Annotated in this window: 13 protein-coding genes; 7 read left to right on the plus strand and 6 right to left on the minus strand. The window is 67.6% G+C overall.

The annotated features are described in order from the left end of the window. Positions 1-19 precede the first annotated feature (19 nt). The gene (locus AC1Q7Q_RS20405; protein ID WP_174422549.1) at positions 20-460 is read right to left on the minus strand and encodes a bacteriohemerythrin; all 441 of its coding nucleotides are present in this window, start codon (positions 458-460) and stop codon (positions 20-22) included. Positions 461-617: 157 nt separating this feature from the next. Between AC1Q7Q_RS20405 and AC1Q7Q_RS20410 the strand changes: the two genes are divergently transcribed. Then, on the plus strand, positions 618-1196 hold the full coding sequence (locus AC1Q7Q_RS20410; RefSeq protein WP_416049340.1) for a P-loop nucleotide/nucleoside kinase family protein: 579 nt from the start codon (positions 618-620) through the stop codon (positions 1194-1196). Between the two features lie 16 nt (positions 1197-1212). Here the strand turns inward: AC1Q7Q_RS20410 and tcdA are convergent, their stop codons facing one another. Continuing rightward, positions 1213-2124 carry a tRNA cyclic N6-threonylcarbamoyladenosine(37) synthase TcdA gene (gene tcdA / locus AC1Q7Q_RS20415; protein WP_492375093.1) on the minus strand — a complete coding sequence of 304 codons (912 nt, stop codon included), beginning with the start codon at positions 2122-2124 and terminating at the stop codon, positions 1213-1215. Positions 2125-2312: 188 nt separating this feature from the next. Here tcdA and AC1Q7Q_RS20420 point away from each other — a divergent pair, with 188 nt between their 5' ends. From AC1Q7Q_RS20420 to AC1Q7Q_RS20440, 5 genes are all read left to right on the plus strand, one after another. Further along, a complete protein-coding gene (locus AC1Q7Q_RS20420; protein WP_492375092.1) occupies positions 2313-4562 on the plus strand; it encodes an AsmA family protein in 2250 nt (749 codons plus the stop codon). A 293-nt stretch (positions 4563-4855) separates the two neighbouring features. Continuing rightward, complete coding sequence (locus AC1Q7Q_RS20425; RefSeq protein ID WP_492387202.1) at positions 4856-6049, plus strand: MFS transporter; 1194 nt, start codon at positions 4856-4858, stop codon at positions 6047-6049. A gap of 139 nt (positions 6050-6188) precedes the next feature. Beyond that, the gene (pdxH, locus tag AC1Q7Q_RS20430; protein WP_174422553.1) at positions 6189-6827 is read left to right on the plus strand and encodes a pyridoxamine 5'-phosphate oxidase; all 639 of its coding nucleotides are present in this window, start codon (positions 6189-6191) and stop codon (positions 6825-6827) included. A 198-nt stretch (positions 6828-7025) separates the two neighbouring features. After that, complete coding sequence (locus AC1Q7Q_RS20435) at positions 7026-8258, plus strand: class I SAM-dependent methyltransferase (protein WP_416049344.1); 1233 nt, start codon at positions 7026-7028, stop codon at positions 8256-8258. A gap of 8 nt (positions 8259-8266) precedes the next feature. Then, complete coding sequence (locus AC1Q7Q_RS20440; RefSeq protein ID WP_492375091.1) at positions 8267-9343, plus strand: DUF72 domain-containing protein; 1077 nt, start codon at positions 8267-8269, stop codon at positions 9341-9343. A gap of 16 nt (positions 9344-9359) precedes the next feature. On the opposite strand, the gene msrA is transcribed toward AC1Q7Q_RS20440, so the two are convergent. Next, positions 9360-9902, minus strand: coding sequence for a peptide-methionine (S)-S-oxide reductase MsrA (gene msrA / locus AC1Q7Q_RS20445; protein WP_492375090.1), 543 nt, complete (start codon positions 9900-9902; stop codon positions 9360-9362). Between the two features lie 83 nt (positions 9903-9985). After that, positions 9986-10996: a cyclase family protein gene (locus AC1Q7Q_RS20450; protein ID WP_492375089.1), complete on the minus strand. Its 1011-nt coding sequence runs from the start codon at positions 10994-10996 to the stop codon at positions 9986-9988. A gap of 125 nt (positions 10997-11121) precedes the next feature. On the opposite strand from AC1Q7Q_RS20450, the gene AC1Q7Q_RS20455 reads away from it, so the two are divergent. Then, entirely contained in the window at positions 11122-12060 is a 939-nt protein-coding gene (locus tag AC1Q7Q_RS20455) for a LysR family transcriptional regulator (protein ID WP_492375088.1), read from the plus strand. Here the strand turns inward: AC1Q7Q_RS20455 and AC1Q7Q_RS20460 are convergent. Together AC1Q7Q_RS20460 and AC1Q7Q_RS20465 are read right to left on the minus strand one after the other, a co-directional pair. Continuing rightward, entirely contained in the window at positions 12017-13570 is a 1554-nt protein-coding gene (locus tag AC1Q7Q_RS20460; protein WP_492375087.1) for a class I adenylate-forming enzyme family protein, read from the minus strand. The two genes, AC1Q7Q_RS20455 and AC1Q7Q_RS20460, sit on opposite strands and share 44 nt — an antisense overlap. Further along, on the minus strand, positions 13567-14811 hold the full coding sequence (locus AC1Q7Q_RS20465) for an acyl-CoA dehydrogenase family protein (RefSeq protein WP_492375086.1): 1245 nt from the start codon (positions 14809-14811) through the stop codon (positions 13567-13569). The genes AC1Q7Q_RS20460 and AC1Q7Q_RS20465 overlap by 4 nt, the downstream gene beginning before the upstream one ends. Between the last annotated feature and the right edge of the window lie 29 nt (positions 14812-14840).

Genomic DNA, 14840 nt, shown 5'->3' on the forward strand with positions numbered 1-14840 from the left:
TCTAGGCCATCCAGGCCATTTAGCCCGCCTGCTCCGAGGGCGCCTCGATCAGGCTAAAGCCGTTCTCGCGCATGTGGTTGACCATCATCGCGTCCATCGCCTTCACGTGTTGGTCGAACCAGCCGGGCAGCTCCGACAAGAGCCGCCGGCCCAGCGCCAGGTCGCCCTCGGCCACCTTGTCGCGCACCGCACCGGCCACCGCCAGCACCTGCTCGTGCTCGCCGCGGTGGCAATGCTGCGGGCCGAAGGCCATCGCCTCCATCCACGCTTCTTCCTGGCCGAAATGATGGCGGGTGTGGTCGATCCACTCGTCCAGGGCTGCCAGGAAGCCCGCATCGTCGGCGCGCGTGGCGGCATCCAGCAGTTGGACGAATTCGGCGTGGGTGGCATCGGTGACCGGCTCGCCCAACAACAGGTCGGGGGCCAGCGTGGCGGTGCCAGGCGAAGAGGAATCGGTCATATCGGAAGGGACAACATCGCGAAAACCGCAAGGATACCGAATCCGCGGCGGCCCGGACTGATCCAGGACAAACCGCAGCGCCGCCAAGGCCGGCGGCACGCGCAGGGTATGCTCAGGGCTGGCTCCATCACCGCACCAGGCTGATTCCTGGCTTCCCATGCCCCGACTGCTCTTCTTCTGCGGCCATGCCGGCACCGGCAAGACCACCCTGGCCCACCGCCTGATCGGCCCACTGATGCAGGCCACCGGCGAGCCGTTCTGCCTGCTCGACAAGGACACGCTCTACGGCGGCTATAGCGCCGCCGCAATGGGCGCGCTGACTGGGGACCCGAACGACCGCGACAGCCCGACCTACCTCAAGTACCTGCGCAATGCGGAATATCATGGCCTGCTGGATACCGCGCGGGAGAACCTCGCCCTGGGCATCAGCGTGATCGTGGTGGGCCCGCTATCGCGCGAGGTGCGCGACCACCTGCTGCACGATCCCGAATGGCTGCACGTGCCCGCCGGCACCATCGTGCGCACCCTGTGGGTGCACCTGCCGGAGAACGAGGCGCATGCGCGCATCGTCAAGCGTGCCAATCCAAACGATGCCTACAAGCTGGCGCACTGGGACGACTACCGCACCCGGCGCTTCATGCCCGAGCCGGCGCAGTACCCCGAGTTGGCCTACTTCGACAATACGGCGCCGGACGACGCCGCGCTGAACGCCCTGCTGGCCACGCTCGCGGCGTAGCCAGCCGCCGCGATGCTCATTCCGGCGCCGTCGAAACGTCCGGCGCCGTGAGGGCGGCCAGCACGCTGGACGCCGCCACCATCCCGAACACCGCGGTGACCGCCACCGAGGAGCCGAAGCCGGCGCAGGCCAGGCCCTGCGGGCCGGCCGGCGGCTCAGCCGAGGTGCCTGGCGCGGCTTGCGGGGCCTCGTCGATCTCGCAGGACTGCTGCTCGGGCTCCGGATAGCGCAGCGGCTCGTCGGAGAAGACCGCGTCGATGCCGAACTTGCGCTTGGGGTTGCGCGGCCAGCCCCAGTCCTTGCGCAGGGTGGAGCGCACCTTGGCCAGCAGCGGGTCCTGCACGGTGCGGGAAAAGTCCACCACGCGGATGCGGGTCGGGTCGAGCTGGCCGCCGGCGCCGCCGCAGGTGATGATGCGCCGGCCCATGCGGCGGGCCCAGCCCAGCATGGCGATCTTGACCTTGACCGAGTCGATCGCATCAATGATGTAGTCGTGCCCGTCGAGCAGTTCGACCAGATTCTCCGGGGTCACGAAATCGTCCACCTCGGTTACCCGGCAGCGCGGGTTGATCTGCACCATGCGCTCCGCCATGGCCTGCACCTTGGCGCGGCCATAGGCGTCGCCCAGCGCGTGGATCTGGCGGTTGGTGTTGGATACCGCGATATGGTCCAGATCGATCAGCGTGACGCGGCCGACCGCGTTGCGCGCCAGCGCCTCGGCCGCCCAGCTGCCCACGCCGCCGATGCCGACCACGCAAACGCTGGCCGCCTCCAGCCGCGCCAGGCCCGCCGCGCCGTACAGGCGCGCCACGCCGCCGAAGCGGCGGTGGTAGTCGTCATCCTCCGGGCTCTCGTGGGTAAGGGCCGGCGGCAGTTGCGCCAGCTCCGGTTCCGGCTGGGTGGAGATTGCGGGGACGGGGTTGCTCATTTCTACGCTCGAAGCTGGCTGAATTGGAGGACACTGCGGGGGAAAAGCGCGCGTTGCCGCACCTTGTCAGCCAAGCGCCGACAGGGGAGCGGGGCGCGCAACTATACAATACCCACAGCAGTGGTTCGACCGCCGCATTGTCTCGCAGAGTGCGCGCGGCTGCCGGCGCCAACCAGGAAACCGATCCCATGCCCCTGCGCCGCAAGGCCGTTCTCTGGAGTGTACTGACACCGCTGGTGCTGATCGCGGCGCTTGTCGTGATCATTCTGACCTTCGACTGGAACCGCCTCAAGCCGTGGCTGAACCAGAAGGTTACCGAGGCCATCGGCCGGCCCTTTGCCGTCAATGGCGACCTCACCCTGACCTGGCGCAGCGCCGAGGGCGAGACCGGCTGGCACACCTGGGTCCCCTGGCCACGCCTGTCTGCCCGGGATATCACCGTCGGCAACCCGGAATGGGCACAGGAGGCCAACTTTGCCACCGTGCGCGAGCTGATCTTCGTGCTACGCCCGCTGCCCCTGCTCTCCCACCAGATCTCGATCCCCAGCATTACCGTCGACAGCCCCGCGGTCTGGCTGGAGCGGCTGGCCGACCAGCGCAACAACTGGACCTTCGTCACGCCCGCCGGCAAGGCGCCATCGCCATGGCGGCTCGACATCGGCGAGATCTCGCTGGCGCGCGGCGACCTGGCGCTGGACGACCAGGCAATGAAGATTGAGCTGCAGGCGCGCCTGGACACCATCGGCGACGCCGCCCTCTACGACAAGACCCGCGACGGCGCCCTGATCGCGCCCCCGGCATCCGGCACGGCCGGCGCCGTCGGCCAGCCCGGCAGCGCCGGCCAGCGCTATGGCCTGCGCTGGAAGGCCACGGGACGCTACAACCAGGCCACCATCAACGCCACCGGCAAGGCCGGCACCGTGCTGAGCCTGCGCGATACACAGGACCCCTTCCCGCTGCAGGCCGATGTGCGGGTGGGCAACACCCGCGCGGTCGTGGAGGGCACGCTGACCAACCCCGCCCACCTGGGCGCGCTCGACATGCACCTACAGCTGTCCGGCGACAACATGGCCAAGCTGTACGCGCTGACCGGCATCGTGCTGCCGAGCACTCCGCCCTACGAGACCCGCGGCCGGCTGGTTGCCACCTTGCGCAAAGGTGCTTCCGTGTACCGGTACGACAAGTTTTCCGGGCGCGTCGGCGGCAGCGACCTGAACGGCTCGCTCACCTACACGCAGCGCCAGCCACGCGCCCTGTTGTCGGGCGAACTGGAATCGAAGCAACTGCGCTTTGAGGACCTGGCTCCGCTGATCGGTGCGGACGCCAAGCCCGGGCAGGCAGCATCCGACAGCACAGTGCGCCAGCCCGCCGACAAGGCGCTGCCGGTGGCGCCGTTCCGTACCGAGCGCTGGGACAGCATCGACGCCGACGTGAAGTTCACCGGCAAGCGCATCATCCGCACCGCCGACCTGCCGATCACCGACCTCGTCACCCACCTCAAGCTCGACGATGGCGTGCTGACACTGGACCCGCTGAACTTCGGCGTGGCCGGCGGCAACCTGATGTCCTCGCTGCAGCTCAACGGCAAGCGCGAGCCGCTCGCCGCCACCATCGACATGAAAGCGCGCCACCTCCAGCTCAAGCAATTGTTCCCGAAGTTCGAGTCGATGCGCGCCAGCGTGGGTGAGGTCAACGGCAGCGCCAAGCTGAGCGCCACCGGCAACTCGGTGGCGGCCTTGCTGGGCTCGTCCAATGGCGAGGCCAAGCTGCTGGTGGAAAACGGCACGGTCAGCAAGTTCCTGCTCGAGGCGATGGGCCTGAACGTGGGCAGCGTGGTGATCTCCAAGCTGTTCGGCGACAAGCCGGTGCAGATCCATTGCGGCGTCAGCGATTTCAGCTTCACCAACGGCGTGGCGCGCTCGCGCGTCTTCGTCATCGACACCCAGGACGCCGTGATCGACACCAGCGGCGCCATCGACCTTGGCAGCGAGCGGCTAGCGCTCACCGTGCGGCCGGATTCCAAGGGGCTGCGCATCTTCTCGCTGCGCTCGCCGCTCTATGTGGGCGGCACGCTGAAGAAGCCCTCGGTCAGCCCGGACATCGGCGTGCTGGCCTTGCGCGCCGGCGGCGTGGTGGCACTGGCGCTGGTCGCGCCGGTGGCCACGGCAGTCCTGCCCCTGATCGATCTATCGGCTGCGCCCGACAGCCAGTGCGGCAAGCTGCTGGCGGAGATTCGCACGCGCCCGACCGCGCCGCCGCCGGGGCAGGCCTACCGCGACCCGAAGACCGGCAAGACCAGCCAGGCGGCCGGCCCTGCCCCTTCGCCGGACGCGCAAGCCACGCCCGCCGCCTCGGCACCGGTCAAGCCCACTGCACCGTCGCGCCCCGGCGCACCCGATCGGCCAGCACCAGGCAATACGCTCTATCAGGGCGGCTGACCGGCGGTGCGCCGCTCGGTTGCAAGCCGGGCGTTGCCTGCTTGCGACACCTTGCGACACCCATCCCGCCGTCGACGCAATTACGCAACACTTTGGTGCATTGCAATGCAAGGCATCGTTGTGCATCGCCCACATTCGGCCGCATAATTAAACGGCCATTTACAACGAAGTTTCCAATACGTGGCATGAAGCGGATGTCTGGCTCCGATGCATTTCGAGGCCGGCGTCCTTCTCAGGGTGCGGTTTCGGCCGCACTTGTTTTTCCCGATTTCCCCTCCAGCCCCCGCCCCTGCATGACGCCGCTACATGCCACCGTCCCGCCGATCGGCTGCCTGATCGCCCTAACGGTGTGCAACCACGTAGCCTTCAATGCCAGCCGCGTCGTGGTGTCACTGTTTGCCCTCTCGCTCAAAGCCTCGACCGTCACGCTCGGCATCCTGATGTCGCTTTATGCGTTGCTGCCGATGCTGCTGGCGATCCATGCCGGCAAGCGCATCGACGAGATCGGGCCACGCAAGCCGATGACCGCGGGCTCATTGATGGTGGTCGCGGGCACGCTGCTGCCGGCAGTGTGGCCGGGCATCGCGGCACTCTACCTTTCCTGCGCGCTGATCGGCGTCGGCTTCATGCTGGTGCAGGTCGCCATGCAGTTGCTGATCGGGCAGATTTCCACCGATGGCACGCGGCTGCGCAACTACACGCTCCAAGCGCTGGGATTCTCGTTCTCCGGCACGCTGGGCCCGGTGATGATGGGCTATGTGATCGAGCACGCTGGCTACCGCCCGGCTTTCTTTGTGCTGGTGGCGGTAGCGGCCGCAGGGCTGGTCGGCCTGTACTTCATGCGCGGGCGGCTGCCGGCACACGGCGGGCGCGCCGCGCGCGGCGCCATCGTGGACGGCACCCGCAACTCCACATTGGGCTTGCTTGCCCACCCGGAGTTGCGCGCGGTCTTTATCGCCAGTGCGGTCCTGTCGGCGGCCTGGGACCTGCACGCCTTCCTCATTCCCATCCAGGGCACCCGGGTTGGCCTTTCGCCGTCGTCGGTCGGCTGGGTGCTGGGTGCCTTCGCCATTGCCACCTTCGCCATCCGTGTGGCAATGCCGCTGGTGTCGCGCCGGCTCTCGGAGTGGAAGGTGATTCGGGTCGCGCTGCTGGTCGGGGCGGTGGCCTACCTGCTCTACCCCTTCGCGGCCGAGTTCTGGCTGATGTGCTGCCTGGCCTTCCTGCTGGGCCTGGCGCTCGGCAGCGCACAGCCCAACGTCATGAACATCCTGCACACGGCCTCGCCCACCGGGCGCGCCGGCGAGGCCCTGGGATTGCGCTCGGCCGTGCTCAATACCAGCCAGGTGGTGTGGCCGCTGACCTTTGGCGTGGTCGGCACGGCGCTTGGCATGCTGCCGATTTTCCTGTCGATGGCAGGGGCAATGGGCGTGGCCGGCTATTACTCGCGTGGCCAGGCCCGCAAGCTGCCCCAGCCGCCGGCCTGAGGCGCCCACGGCATCGCGCATAAGTTGCTTAGGCGCAAATGCGGTCCGCTGCGCTTTCGCTATACTCAAATCAGACAGGCCGCCGGCGCCGTGCATGCTTGCCCCGCGCGCGGCCTGCTGACTCGATACCTGATCCGACATGACCCAACTCGCCGACCTCCGCCGCACCTACGTACTCGGATCGCTGTCCGAATCCGACGTGGCGTCCGATCCCATCAGCCAGTTCCAGCGCTGGTTCGATGAAGCCATCCACGCCAAGCTCCCGGAACCCAATGCCATGACGCTGGCCACCGTCGACGCCGACGGCCAGCCCTCGGCACGCATTGTGCTGCTCAAGGCCATGGACACCCAGGGCTTTACGTTCTTCACCAACTACGAAAGCCGCAAGGGCCTGGACCTTGCCGCCAACCCGCGCGCGGCGCTGCTGTTCCACTGGGTGCAGCTGGAGCGCCAGGTGCGCGTGGAAGGACGCGTTGAAAAAGTTACCGATAGCGAGAGCGATGCTTACTACGCGACGCGTCCGCTCGGCTCGCGCCTCGGGGCATGGGCCTCGGAGCAGAGCCGCGAGGTGGCGGACCGCACGGTGCTGGAGCAGCGCGAAGCGGATTTCCGCGCCAAGTTCGGCGATAACCCGCCGCGGCCGGCGCACTGGGGCGGGTACCGGCTGGTGCCGACCCGCATCGAGTACTGGCAGGGACGCCCGTCGCGCCTGCACGACCGGATCGCCTACCGCCTGGCGCCGGACGGCAGCTGGCAAATCGTGCGTCTGTCGCCCTGAGCGCCCTGAGCGCCCTGAGCGCCATGAGCCGCGGTGCCACCGGTTGCCGAGGCCGCGCACTGCACAAAATTAGGAATTGTCGTAAAGTAAGTCAGGGTCGCTTTCCGGTTTTGTGAGGAAGCGGCCACCAGGAGCAGGCCCCGCCTGCCCTGTGCTGTAGTTCGAGGAGTGTGCCGCAACCATCAGGAGGGAGGCCGCATGTTTTTCAAGCAAGCACTGGACAAGCAACTGGACCACTGGATCGCCGATCTGCGCGACCGGGCCAATCTCCCTGTGAGGCTGCGGCTATGGAACGGCAACGAGTATCCGCTCGGCCGCTTCGATCATCCCGCGGTGACCCTGACCATACGCGAGGCGGGTGCCCTGCCCCTGCTGCTCACGCCCAGCCTCGACAATCTCGGCGAAGCCTATGTCCAGGAAAAGATCGACCTGGACGGCACGCTCAGCGACATCATCGCCGTGGCTTACCGCTTCTCGGCTGCCGCCAGCGCGCAGGCCGGTGGCGCACTGGCACGGGTGGCCCAGCATTTCGCCCACACCAAGGCGGCGGACAAGGCCTCGATCCAGTATCACTACGACGTATCCAACGCGTTCTACCGGCTCTGGCTGGACCCGGGCATGGTGTACTCCTGCGCCTACTTCGAGCATGGCAATGAAGACCTTGCCACCGCCCAGCGCAAGAAGATCGACCACATCCTGACCAAGATCCGGCTGCAGCCCGGACAGACCTTGCTCGACATTGGCTGCGGCTGGGGCGCGCTGGTCATCCGCGCGGCGGAAAAGTTCGGCGCGCGCTGCGTGGGCATCACGCTGTCGCAGAACCAGTTCGACCTGGCGACCGAACGCGTCAGGCAGGCGGGCCTGTCCGACCGCATCGAGATCCGTTTGCAGGATTACCGCGACACGGCCGGCACCTTCGACCGCATCACCAGCGTCGGCATGTTCGAGCACGTCGGCAAGGACAACCTGCCCGCCTATTTCGGCCGCATGCGCGAGTTGCTCGCCGATGATGGCTTCGCCATGAACCACGGCATCACGTCGCCCGACCCCGACAGCGGCGCCACGCCCATGGACGGCTCCGAGTTCATGGACCGCTACGTGTTCCCGCAGGGCGAGCTGCCGCACATCGGCATGGTGCTCAACACCCTGCAGCGCGGCGGCCTGGAAGCCACCGATGTAGAGTTGATGCGCGGCCACTACCGGCGCACGCTGCAACATTGGGCGGACAACTTCGAAGCGCAGGGTGATACCATCCGGGCCATGGTGGGCGAGAAGAAATACCGCATCTGGCGCGTCTACCTGGCAGGCTGCGGCCATGCCTTCGATACCGACCAGATGTCGATCTACCAGGTGGTTTGCCACAAGGCCGGCCTCTCGTCGCAGAGCTTGCCTTGGTCGCGCCGCTACATCTACGACAAATCGCTTGACTGAAAATCGGCTTGACTGAAGACCTGTTCGGCGGCCTGCTGGAGCCGCCAGGGGTGGCCGCTGCCGGCGCCGCACCACTTGCCGGAGCTTCCCCGACCGCTGCCGCCAAGCCATCGCGCGGCAAAAGTGTACTGGCGCCGGCCCCGGACCCTGCCCTGCTCGCGCTGGCCGAACGCCTGCCGGCCGGGCTGCATCTCGGCACATCATCATGGTCCTATGGCGGCTGGAACGGCCTGGTCTACCAGGGGGAGTACACCGACAGCCTGCTTTCGCGCAAAGGACTGGCCGCCTACTCGCAGCATCCCTTGCTGCGTGCCGCCGGCATCGATCGCGGGTTCTACGCGCCGATCCCGCTTGCCGACTACGTTGCCTACGCGGCCCAGGTGCCCGCGCACTTCCGCTTCCTGGTCAAGGCACCTGCCAGCGTTTGCGATCCGTGGCTGCGCACGTCCGAAGGCGCCGGCCGGCTGGCCAACGCCAGCTTCCTCGATGCCGAGATCGCCGCGCGCGATTTCGTCGCGCCGGCCACCGCGGGCCTCGGCGCCAAGTGCGGGCCGCTGCTGTTCCAGCTTTCCCCGCTAGGTGCGATGGCCACCGACAGCGCCGGCTTCCTGTCGCGGCTCGACGCCTTCCTCGGCGCCCTGCCCGCGCTCGACGCCGCCACGACACCGCACGCCTGCTACGCTGTGGAGTTGCGCGATGCCGCCTTGCTCACGCCGCGCTTCATCAAGCTGCTGCGCGCACGCGGCGTGCGTTTCTGCCTGTCCGCGCGCGAGCGCATGCCGCCGGCCGAACGGCAACTGCCAGCACAAGCACTCATGGACGAGGGCGCACCAGGACCGCTGGTGCTGCGGTGGATGTTGCATGCGGGCTTTGCCTACGAGCAAGCCGAATCCCGCTACGCGCCGTTTGACCGGCTGATCGACGAAGACCCGCATACCCGCGCGGTGATCGCCGAGCAGGTGGTGCGCACGCTGCGCGCGGGCCAGCCCGCCTATGTGATCGTCAGCAACAAGGCGGAAGGCTCGGCGCCGTTGACTTGTGTGCGGCTGGCCGAGGCCATTGCCGAGCGCCTGGAAGCAAGCTGAGCGCAGGCCCGGCGCATCAGCGATTCAGGTGATGCGCGAACTTCTGCCGGAACTTGGCCAGCTTGGGTGAAATCACAAACGAGCAATAGCCCTGGTTCGGGTGGTTCTGGAAGTAATTCTGGTGGCCTTCCTCCGCGCGCCAGTACGGTTGCGTGGGCTCGATCTGCGTCACCAGCGGCGCATCGTAGAGCTTGTGCTCCGCCACCTCCCGCATCACATACTCGGCCATGGCACGCTGCGGCTCCGTGTTGGTGAAGATCACCGAGCGGTACTGCGTGCCGACATCGTTGCCCTGCCGGTTGAGGGTGGTGGGATCGTGGATGGCAAAGAAGATCTCCAGGATCTCGCGGAACTTGATCACCGTGGGATCGAAGGTCACGCGCACCACTTCGGCGTGCCCGGTGTCGCCGCTGCACACCTGCTCGTAAGTCGGATGGTTTACGTGGCCGCCGGTATAGCCCGACTCCACGGCCCGTACGCCCTTGACTTGCTGGTACACCGCTTCCAGGCACCAGAAGCAACCACCGCCCAGCGTGGCAATCTCATGCTCGTTGTCCATCTTGATCTCTCCGGCTCATGACTATAGGTAGCATACTCGTTCGCCACCCTTCACGCCGCCCGAGACTGCAATGGACGCCGCGCCTAACGGATCGGCAAAGCGACCGGCCGGATCGGCGCGGCGTCGGCCCCGCGGAACTTCAATGAGGCGCCGATAAAAGCGAACTGGTAGACGCGCTCGCGCGACAAGGCCTCCAGGTTCACCAGCTCGATGATCGGTGCGCCCTGCTGCGCCAGCAAATAAGTATGGACCGGGATGTAGTTGTCGGGCACCTCCGCCGGGAACGTCTCGAAGCTCAGGTTATCGGCCCCCACAACCATCGCGCCCCCTTCCTCGACCAGGAACCTGGCTGCATCCAGTCCCAGTCCCGGCGGGTTGGCCATATAGGCCTGGGCGTTTTCATAGTGCTGCATGCGCCCGGTGCGGATCAGCACCACATCGCCCTGCTCCAGCGCCACGCCTTGCTTGTCCAGCGCTTCGCGCAGGTCCTTGCGCGTCACGCGGTAGTTGTCGGGCAGCATGTCCAGCCCCTTGGCCGCGGCCACGTCGATCAGCACGCCACGGGCGACGATCGGCGGCAACTTCTCCGCGCCTGTCACTTTCCAGCCGCGATCGCCCAGGTGCTCGGCAGCGGAATAGCCATTCCAGATCTTGCCGTTCAGGCCGAAGTGGTTCAGCGCATCGATATGCGTGCCCATGTGGGCATACATGGAAACCGCCGAGCCGCTGTAGCTGACATGCCGGTTCATCGCCTCGCCCACCTGCATGGAATCAGCCACCAGGTTGCCGTGCGGGGTATGGGTCATCCACATCTGGTAGGGCGGATCGCCGGCGGCCTGCCAGCTCGGCATGCCGATGAAGTAGTCCACCGCCAGGTCGTAGGCCTGCGTGCCGGAAACCCGCGCCATGATGGCGGCGCGCGAGGCCGGGGTAATCAGGTTGAGGCGGCCGATCTCATCCTTAGGGCCCCAGGGGCTGACGCCCACCTGGGGCGCCGCGCCAGCGGCGCCGCTCAGTAGCGCGAACAGCAGCGGCAGGGAAAAAGCGGCCAGGCGGCGCGTGGCGCTGGCGGCAGGGGTAAGACGAAAGGACATAGTGGACTCCTGACTGGATTGGCGGTTTCCACAGCAACGTGGAAGGCATGCCGCCATCCTATTAGGCACGTGATGGTAGATAATCTGCAAATTCAGACAAACATATTCAACCAGCAGGAAAATATATGGATCTGCTCGCGGCGATGCGCACCTTCCGGCGCGTGGTGGAACGCGATAGCTTCAGCCAGGCTGCCGCCGATCTCGGGCAGTCGACCGCCGCGGTCAGCAAGCAGGTGCGCCAGTTGGAGGCGCGCCTGGGCGCGCTGCTGATCCAGCGCACCACGCGCCGCATGCGCCTGTCGGAAACCGGCCGCGCCTACTTTGCCGAGTGCTGCCGCCTGCTCGACGAGCTCGATGCGCTGGAGCGGGCTACAGCCGCCGGCACGGATGAGATCAGCGGCCGCCTGCGCGTGAACGCGCCGCTATCGTTCGGGCTCAAGGTGCTCTCGCCTCTGCTGGTGACGTTCATGGCGCGCTATCCGCAGGTACAGGTCGAGCTGACCCTGGACGACCGCTTGCTGGACGTGGTGTCGGAGGGCTTCGACGTCTCGCTGCGCATCCGCTCTGCATTGACGGACTCGTCCCTCATCGCGCGGCGGCTGGGCAAGGTAGAGCAAACCATCTGCGCCGCCCCCGCCTACCTGGCAGCGCGCGGCACGCCGCGCACCGTCGAGGATCTGCGCAACCACGACTGCCTGGCCTACCAGCTGGCCGACTATCCCGGCAGCTGGCACCTGGAAGGGCCGCAAGGCACCACCAGCATCGAAGTGCCCGCGCGCTTCTCGGCCAACAACAGCCTGCTGCTCAGCGATATGCTGCTGGCCGGGCTAGGCATCGGCGCGCTGCCCTCATTCATCGCGCTGCCCCTGCTGGCGCGCGGCGAGCTGGTCAGGGTGCTGCCGGAGCATGCGCTGGCCGGCCGGAGCATCTATGCGCTCTATGCCAGCCACCGGCACCTGCAACGGAAGGTGGGCGCGTTCGTGGCGTTCCTGGCCGAGGCTCTGCAAGGCCAGCCGGACGCTAGCGCAACGACGCCGCCACCATCGCCCGCAACTGGGGCTTGAGCACCTTGCCAAGCGCGCTCCTGGGCAGGCTGTCCACCAGCACCACCCGCTGCGGCAGCTTGAACCGCGCAATCGATAGCGCCAGCGTTTCACGCAGCGCCTCTGGCGCCAGCGCGGCGCGATCCGCGCCGGCGGCAGCCACCACGACGGCAACCGGCACCTCGCCCCAGCGCGCGTCCGGCAGCCCCACCACCGCGCAATCCAGCACGCCGGGCAGGCCCAGCAGCGCGTTCTCGATCTCGGCCGGATAGATGTTCTCCCCGCCCGAGATGATCATGTCCTTGCTGCGGCCGACCACCTCGATGCAACCATCGGTATAGCGATGCGCTAGGTCTCCCGAGCGGAACCAGCCATCGCGGAAATCCGGATGCTCCGGCTGCCGCCAGTAACCCTGCATCAGGTTGGCGCCCGCGAGCCAGAGCTCGCCCACTTCGCCATCGGCGACCGCAATGCCTTGCGCATCGGCTAGCCGTACCTGTACCTCCGGCTGGGGCCAGCCGGCATAGCCGGGCCGGGCCTTGGCCTGGTCCAGGCGCAGCACGACCGATACGGGACCGGTCTCTGTAGCGCCGTAGACCTGCCCGAGCGGGACGCCGCGCGCATGGAAGGCATCAATGTACGCGCGGGGAATCGGCGAGGAGCCAGCCATCACGCCGCGCAGCGAAGAGAGGTCCACGCTTGGCCAGCCGGGATGTTCCAGCACGGCGCGCAGCGTGGCTGGCACCATCAGCGACAGCGTGGGCTGCGTCTGCGCGCACGCATCGAGCCAGGCATCCGGCGCGAAACGCTGGTGCAACGTCACCTGCGCCCCGGCCAGCAATGCCGGCAGCGTCTGGATGCACAAGCCGCCCACATGGAACAGCGGCAGCACGGACAGCACATGGTCGTCCCGCGTCATGCCGTGCGCCCACCAGCTCGCGCGCGCGTTGGCCAGCAAGCCGGCCTGCGTGTGCAGCGCGCCCTTGGGATGGCCTGTGGAGCCGGAGGTGTAGACCAGTAGCAGGGGCGCCTCGCCGGACGGCTGCGATGGCCTCGGCAGGGGCGTGTCCAGCGGCGCCGGCCGGTCGATCAGGCTATCGATCGGCGCCCGCGCGGCAGGCTCCGGCAGGGCGGCTGCCACCGCCGCCGCAGCCTGCGCGTGCGGCGCATCGTGGAACAGCAGGCGAATGCCCGCATGCGCGGCGATGGCGCTCAGCTCCGGCACGGCCAGCCGGAAGTTCAGCGGCACGAAGATGGCCCCGAGCCTTGCGCACGCGAACAGGATGGCGAGCTGCAGATCGTGGTTCAGGCACAGCGTGCCCACGCGATCGCCCGGCTGCACGCCCCAGGTGCCGGCCAGGTGTGCGCAGACGCGTTCCACGCGGCGCCACAGCTTGCCATAGTCGATGGTGTAGCCGAGGCTATGCAGCGCCGGGCGCAGGGGCGCGGCACTGACATGCGCATGCAGCGTGCGCAGCAGCGCGCCCGGCTCCGGCGTGCCAGCGAACAGCCGGTTGGCGCGCTCGCTCATTCGTCGCGCTCGCCCGACTCGTACAGGGTCTCGCGCCCCATGCGGTCCAGGATCAGCTCGGCGGTCCAGGGCAGCATCAGCGCGCCGCAGCGCGAATCGCGATAGAGCCGCTCCAGCGGCAGGTCCTTGAGCATGGACTGGCCGCCGCAGGTGCGGATCGCCAGCCGGGCGATGTCGTTAGCGCCTTCCATCACGCTGTAGTGCGCAGCGTACAGCCGCATGCGCGCATCCTTCCCCGGGCTGGCGCAGGCTTCATGAATCACGCGCCAGAAGATCGAGCGCATGTTCTCCAGCTGGATGCGCATCTGCGCCACGGCGATCTGCTTGGTGGGATACATGCGGCGCTTCACCGGCGGCTGGCCCGGCACTTCGCCGCGCAGGTACTGCACGGTGAAGTCGTATGCGGCCTGCGCCACGCCGAGATAGGTCGGCGAGAGCGTGAAGAACATGGCTGGCCAGGTCTGCGCCGCTTTGTAATAGACGCCGCGCGGCATCAGTTGCTCCTGGTCGGCGACGAACACATCCTTGAGCAGCAGTGTGCGCGACACCGTGCCGCGCATGCCCATCGGGTCCCACTCTCCGGTCACGGTGAGGCCTTCGGCCTCGCCCGGCACCGCGATGTAGAGCGTGTCGCGCATATCGGGCGAGTGGTCCGCGCACTCCTCCGTGCAGAGGATGCCGTAGTAGTCCGCCGCGCCCGACAGCGACGCAAAGATCTTGCGGCCATTGAGCACCCAGCCGCCTTCGACCTTGCGTGCGCTGGTGCCGAAGGGCGCGCGCCCGGCTGCGGCGGCCGAGCCCTCCGAGAAGGGCTGAGCGTAGATCGCGCCGTCCTTCACCACGCGCGCAAAGTGCAGCTCGCGCCGGGCCTCGTGCTCGGCGCGCTGCTCGGGCGTCATGGCGATGCCGTCGGCCAGCATGCCGGTCCACATGGTGGAGCAGATGTGCATGTTGTAGGTCAGCGCGGTGGCGCCACAAAAGCGGCCGATCTCCGCGCCCACCATGCAATACGTGGCGAAGTCCGCGCCCTCTCCGCCAAACTCGCGCGGCACGCACAAGGCCAGCAGGCCGGCCTCGCGCAGATCATCATAGTTGGCAAAGGGGAAGCTGGCCTCGCGGTCCCACTGCGCCGCGCGCGGGGCAAAGCGCTCGCGGCCAAGCCGGTTGGCGAGCGTCAGCAGGCGCTCCTGCGCCTCGGTGAAATCGGCGCTGCCGACGGCGGGGATGAAGTCCAATGGCATGATCGTGTCTCCCGGGCATCGGCCACACG

The sequence above is a fragment of the Cupriavidus sp. GW823-FHT07A04 genome, from assembly GCF_058794615.1.

Excerpts from the sequence above, each read along its gene's own strand:
- AC1Q7Q_RS20435 (WP_416049344.1), top strand. The coding sequence starts at position 7,026 with ATGTTTTTCAAGCAAGCACTGGACAAGCAACTGGACCACTGGATCGCC.
- AC1Q7Q_RS20425 (WP_492387202.1), top strand. The coding sequence starts at position 4,856 with ATGACGCCGCTACATGCCACCGTCCCGCCGATCGGCTGCCTGATCGCC.
- pdxH (WP_174422553.1), top strand. The coding sequence starts at position 6,189 with ATGACCCAACTCGCCGACCTCCGCCGCACCTACGTACTCGGATCGCTG.
- AC1Q7Q_RS20455 (WP_492375088.1), top strand. The coding sequence starts at position 11,122 with ATGGATCTGCTCGCGGCGATGCGCACCTTCCGGCGCGTGGTGGAACGC.
- tcdA (WP_492375093.1), bottom strand. The coding sequence starts at position 2,124 with ATGAGCAACCCCGTCCCCGCAATCTCCACCCAGCCGGAACCGGAGCTG.
- AC1Q7Q_RS20465 (WP_492375086.1), bottom strand. The coding sequence starts at position 14,811 with ATGCCATTGGACTTCATCCCCGCCGTCGGCAGCGCCGATTTCACCGAG.
- AC1Q7Q_RS20405 (WP_174422549.1), bottom strand. The coding sequence starts at position 460 with ATGACCGATTCCTCTTCGCCTGGCACCGCCACGCTGGCCCCCGACCTG.
- AC1Q7Q_RS20450 (WP_492375089.1), bottom strand. The coding sequence starts at position 10,996 with ATGTCCTTTCGTCTTACCCCTGCCGCCAGCGCCACGCGCCGCCTGGCC.
- AC1Q7Q_RS20460 (WP_492375087.1), bottom strand. The coding sequence starts at position 13,570 with ATGAGCGAGCGCGCCAACCGGCTGTTCGCTGGCACGCCGGAGCCGGGC.
- AC1Q7Q_RS20420 (WP_492375092.1), top strand. The coding sequence starts at position 2,313 with ATGCCCCTGCGCCGCAAGGCCGTTCTCTGGAGTGTACTGACACCGCTG.
- msrA (WP_492375090.1), bottom strand. The coding sequence starts at position 9,902 with ATGGACAACGAGCATGAGATTGCCACGCTGGGCGGTGGTTGCTTCTGG.
- AC1Q7Q_RS20410 (WP_416049340.1), top strand. The coding sequence starts at position 618 with ATGCCCCGACTGCTCTTCTTCTGCGGCCATGCCGGCACCGGCAAGACC.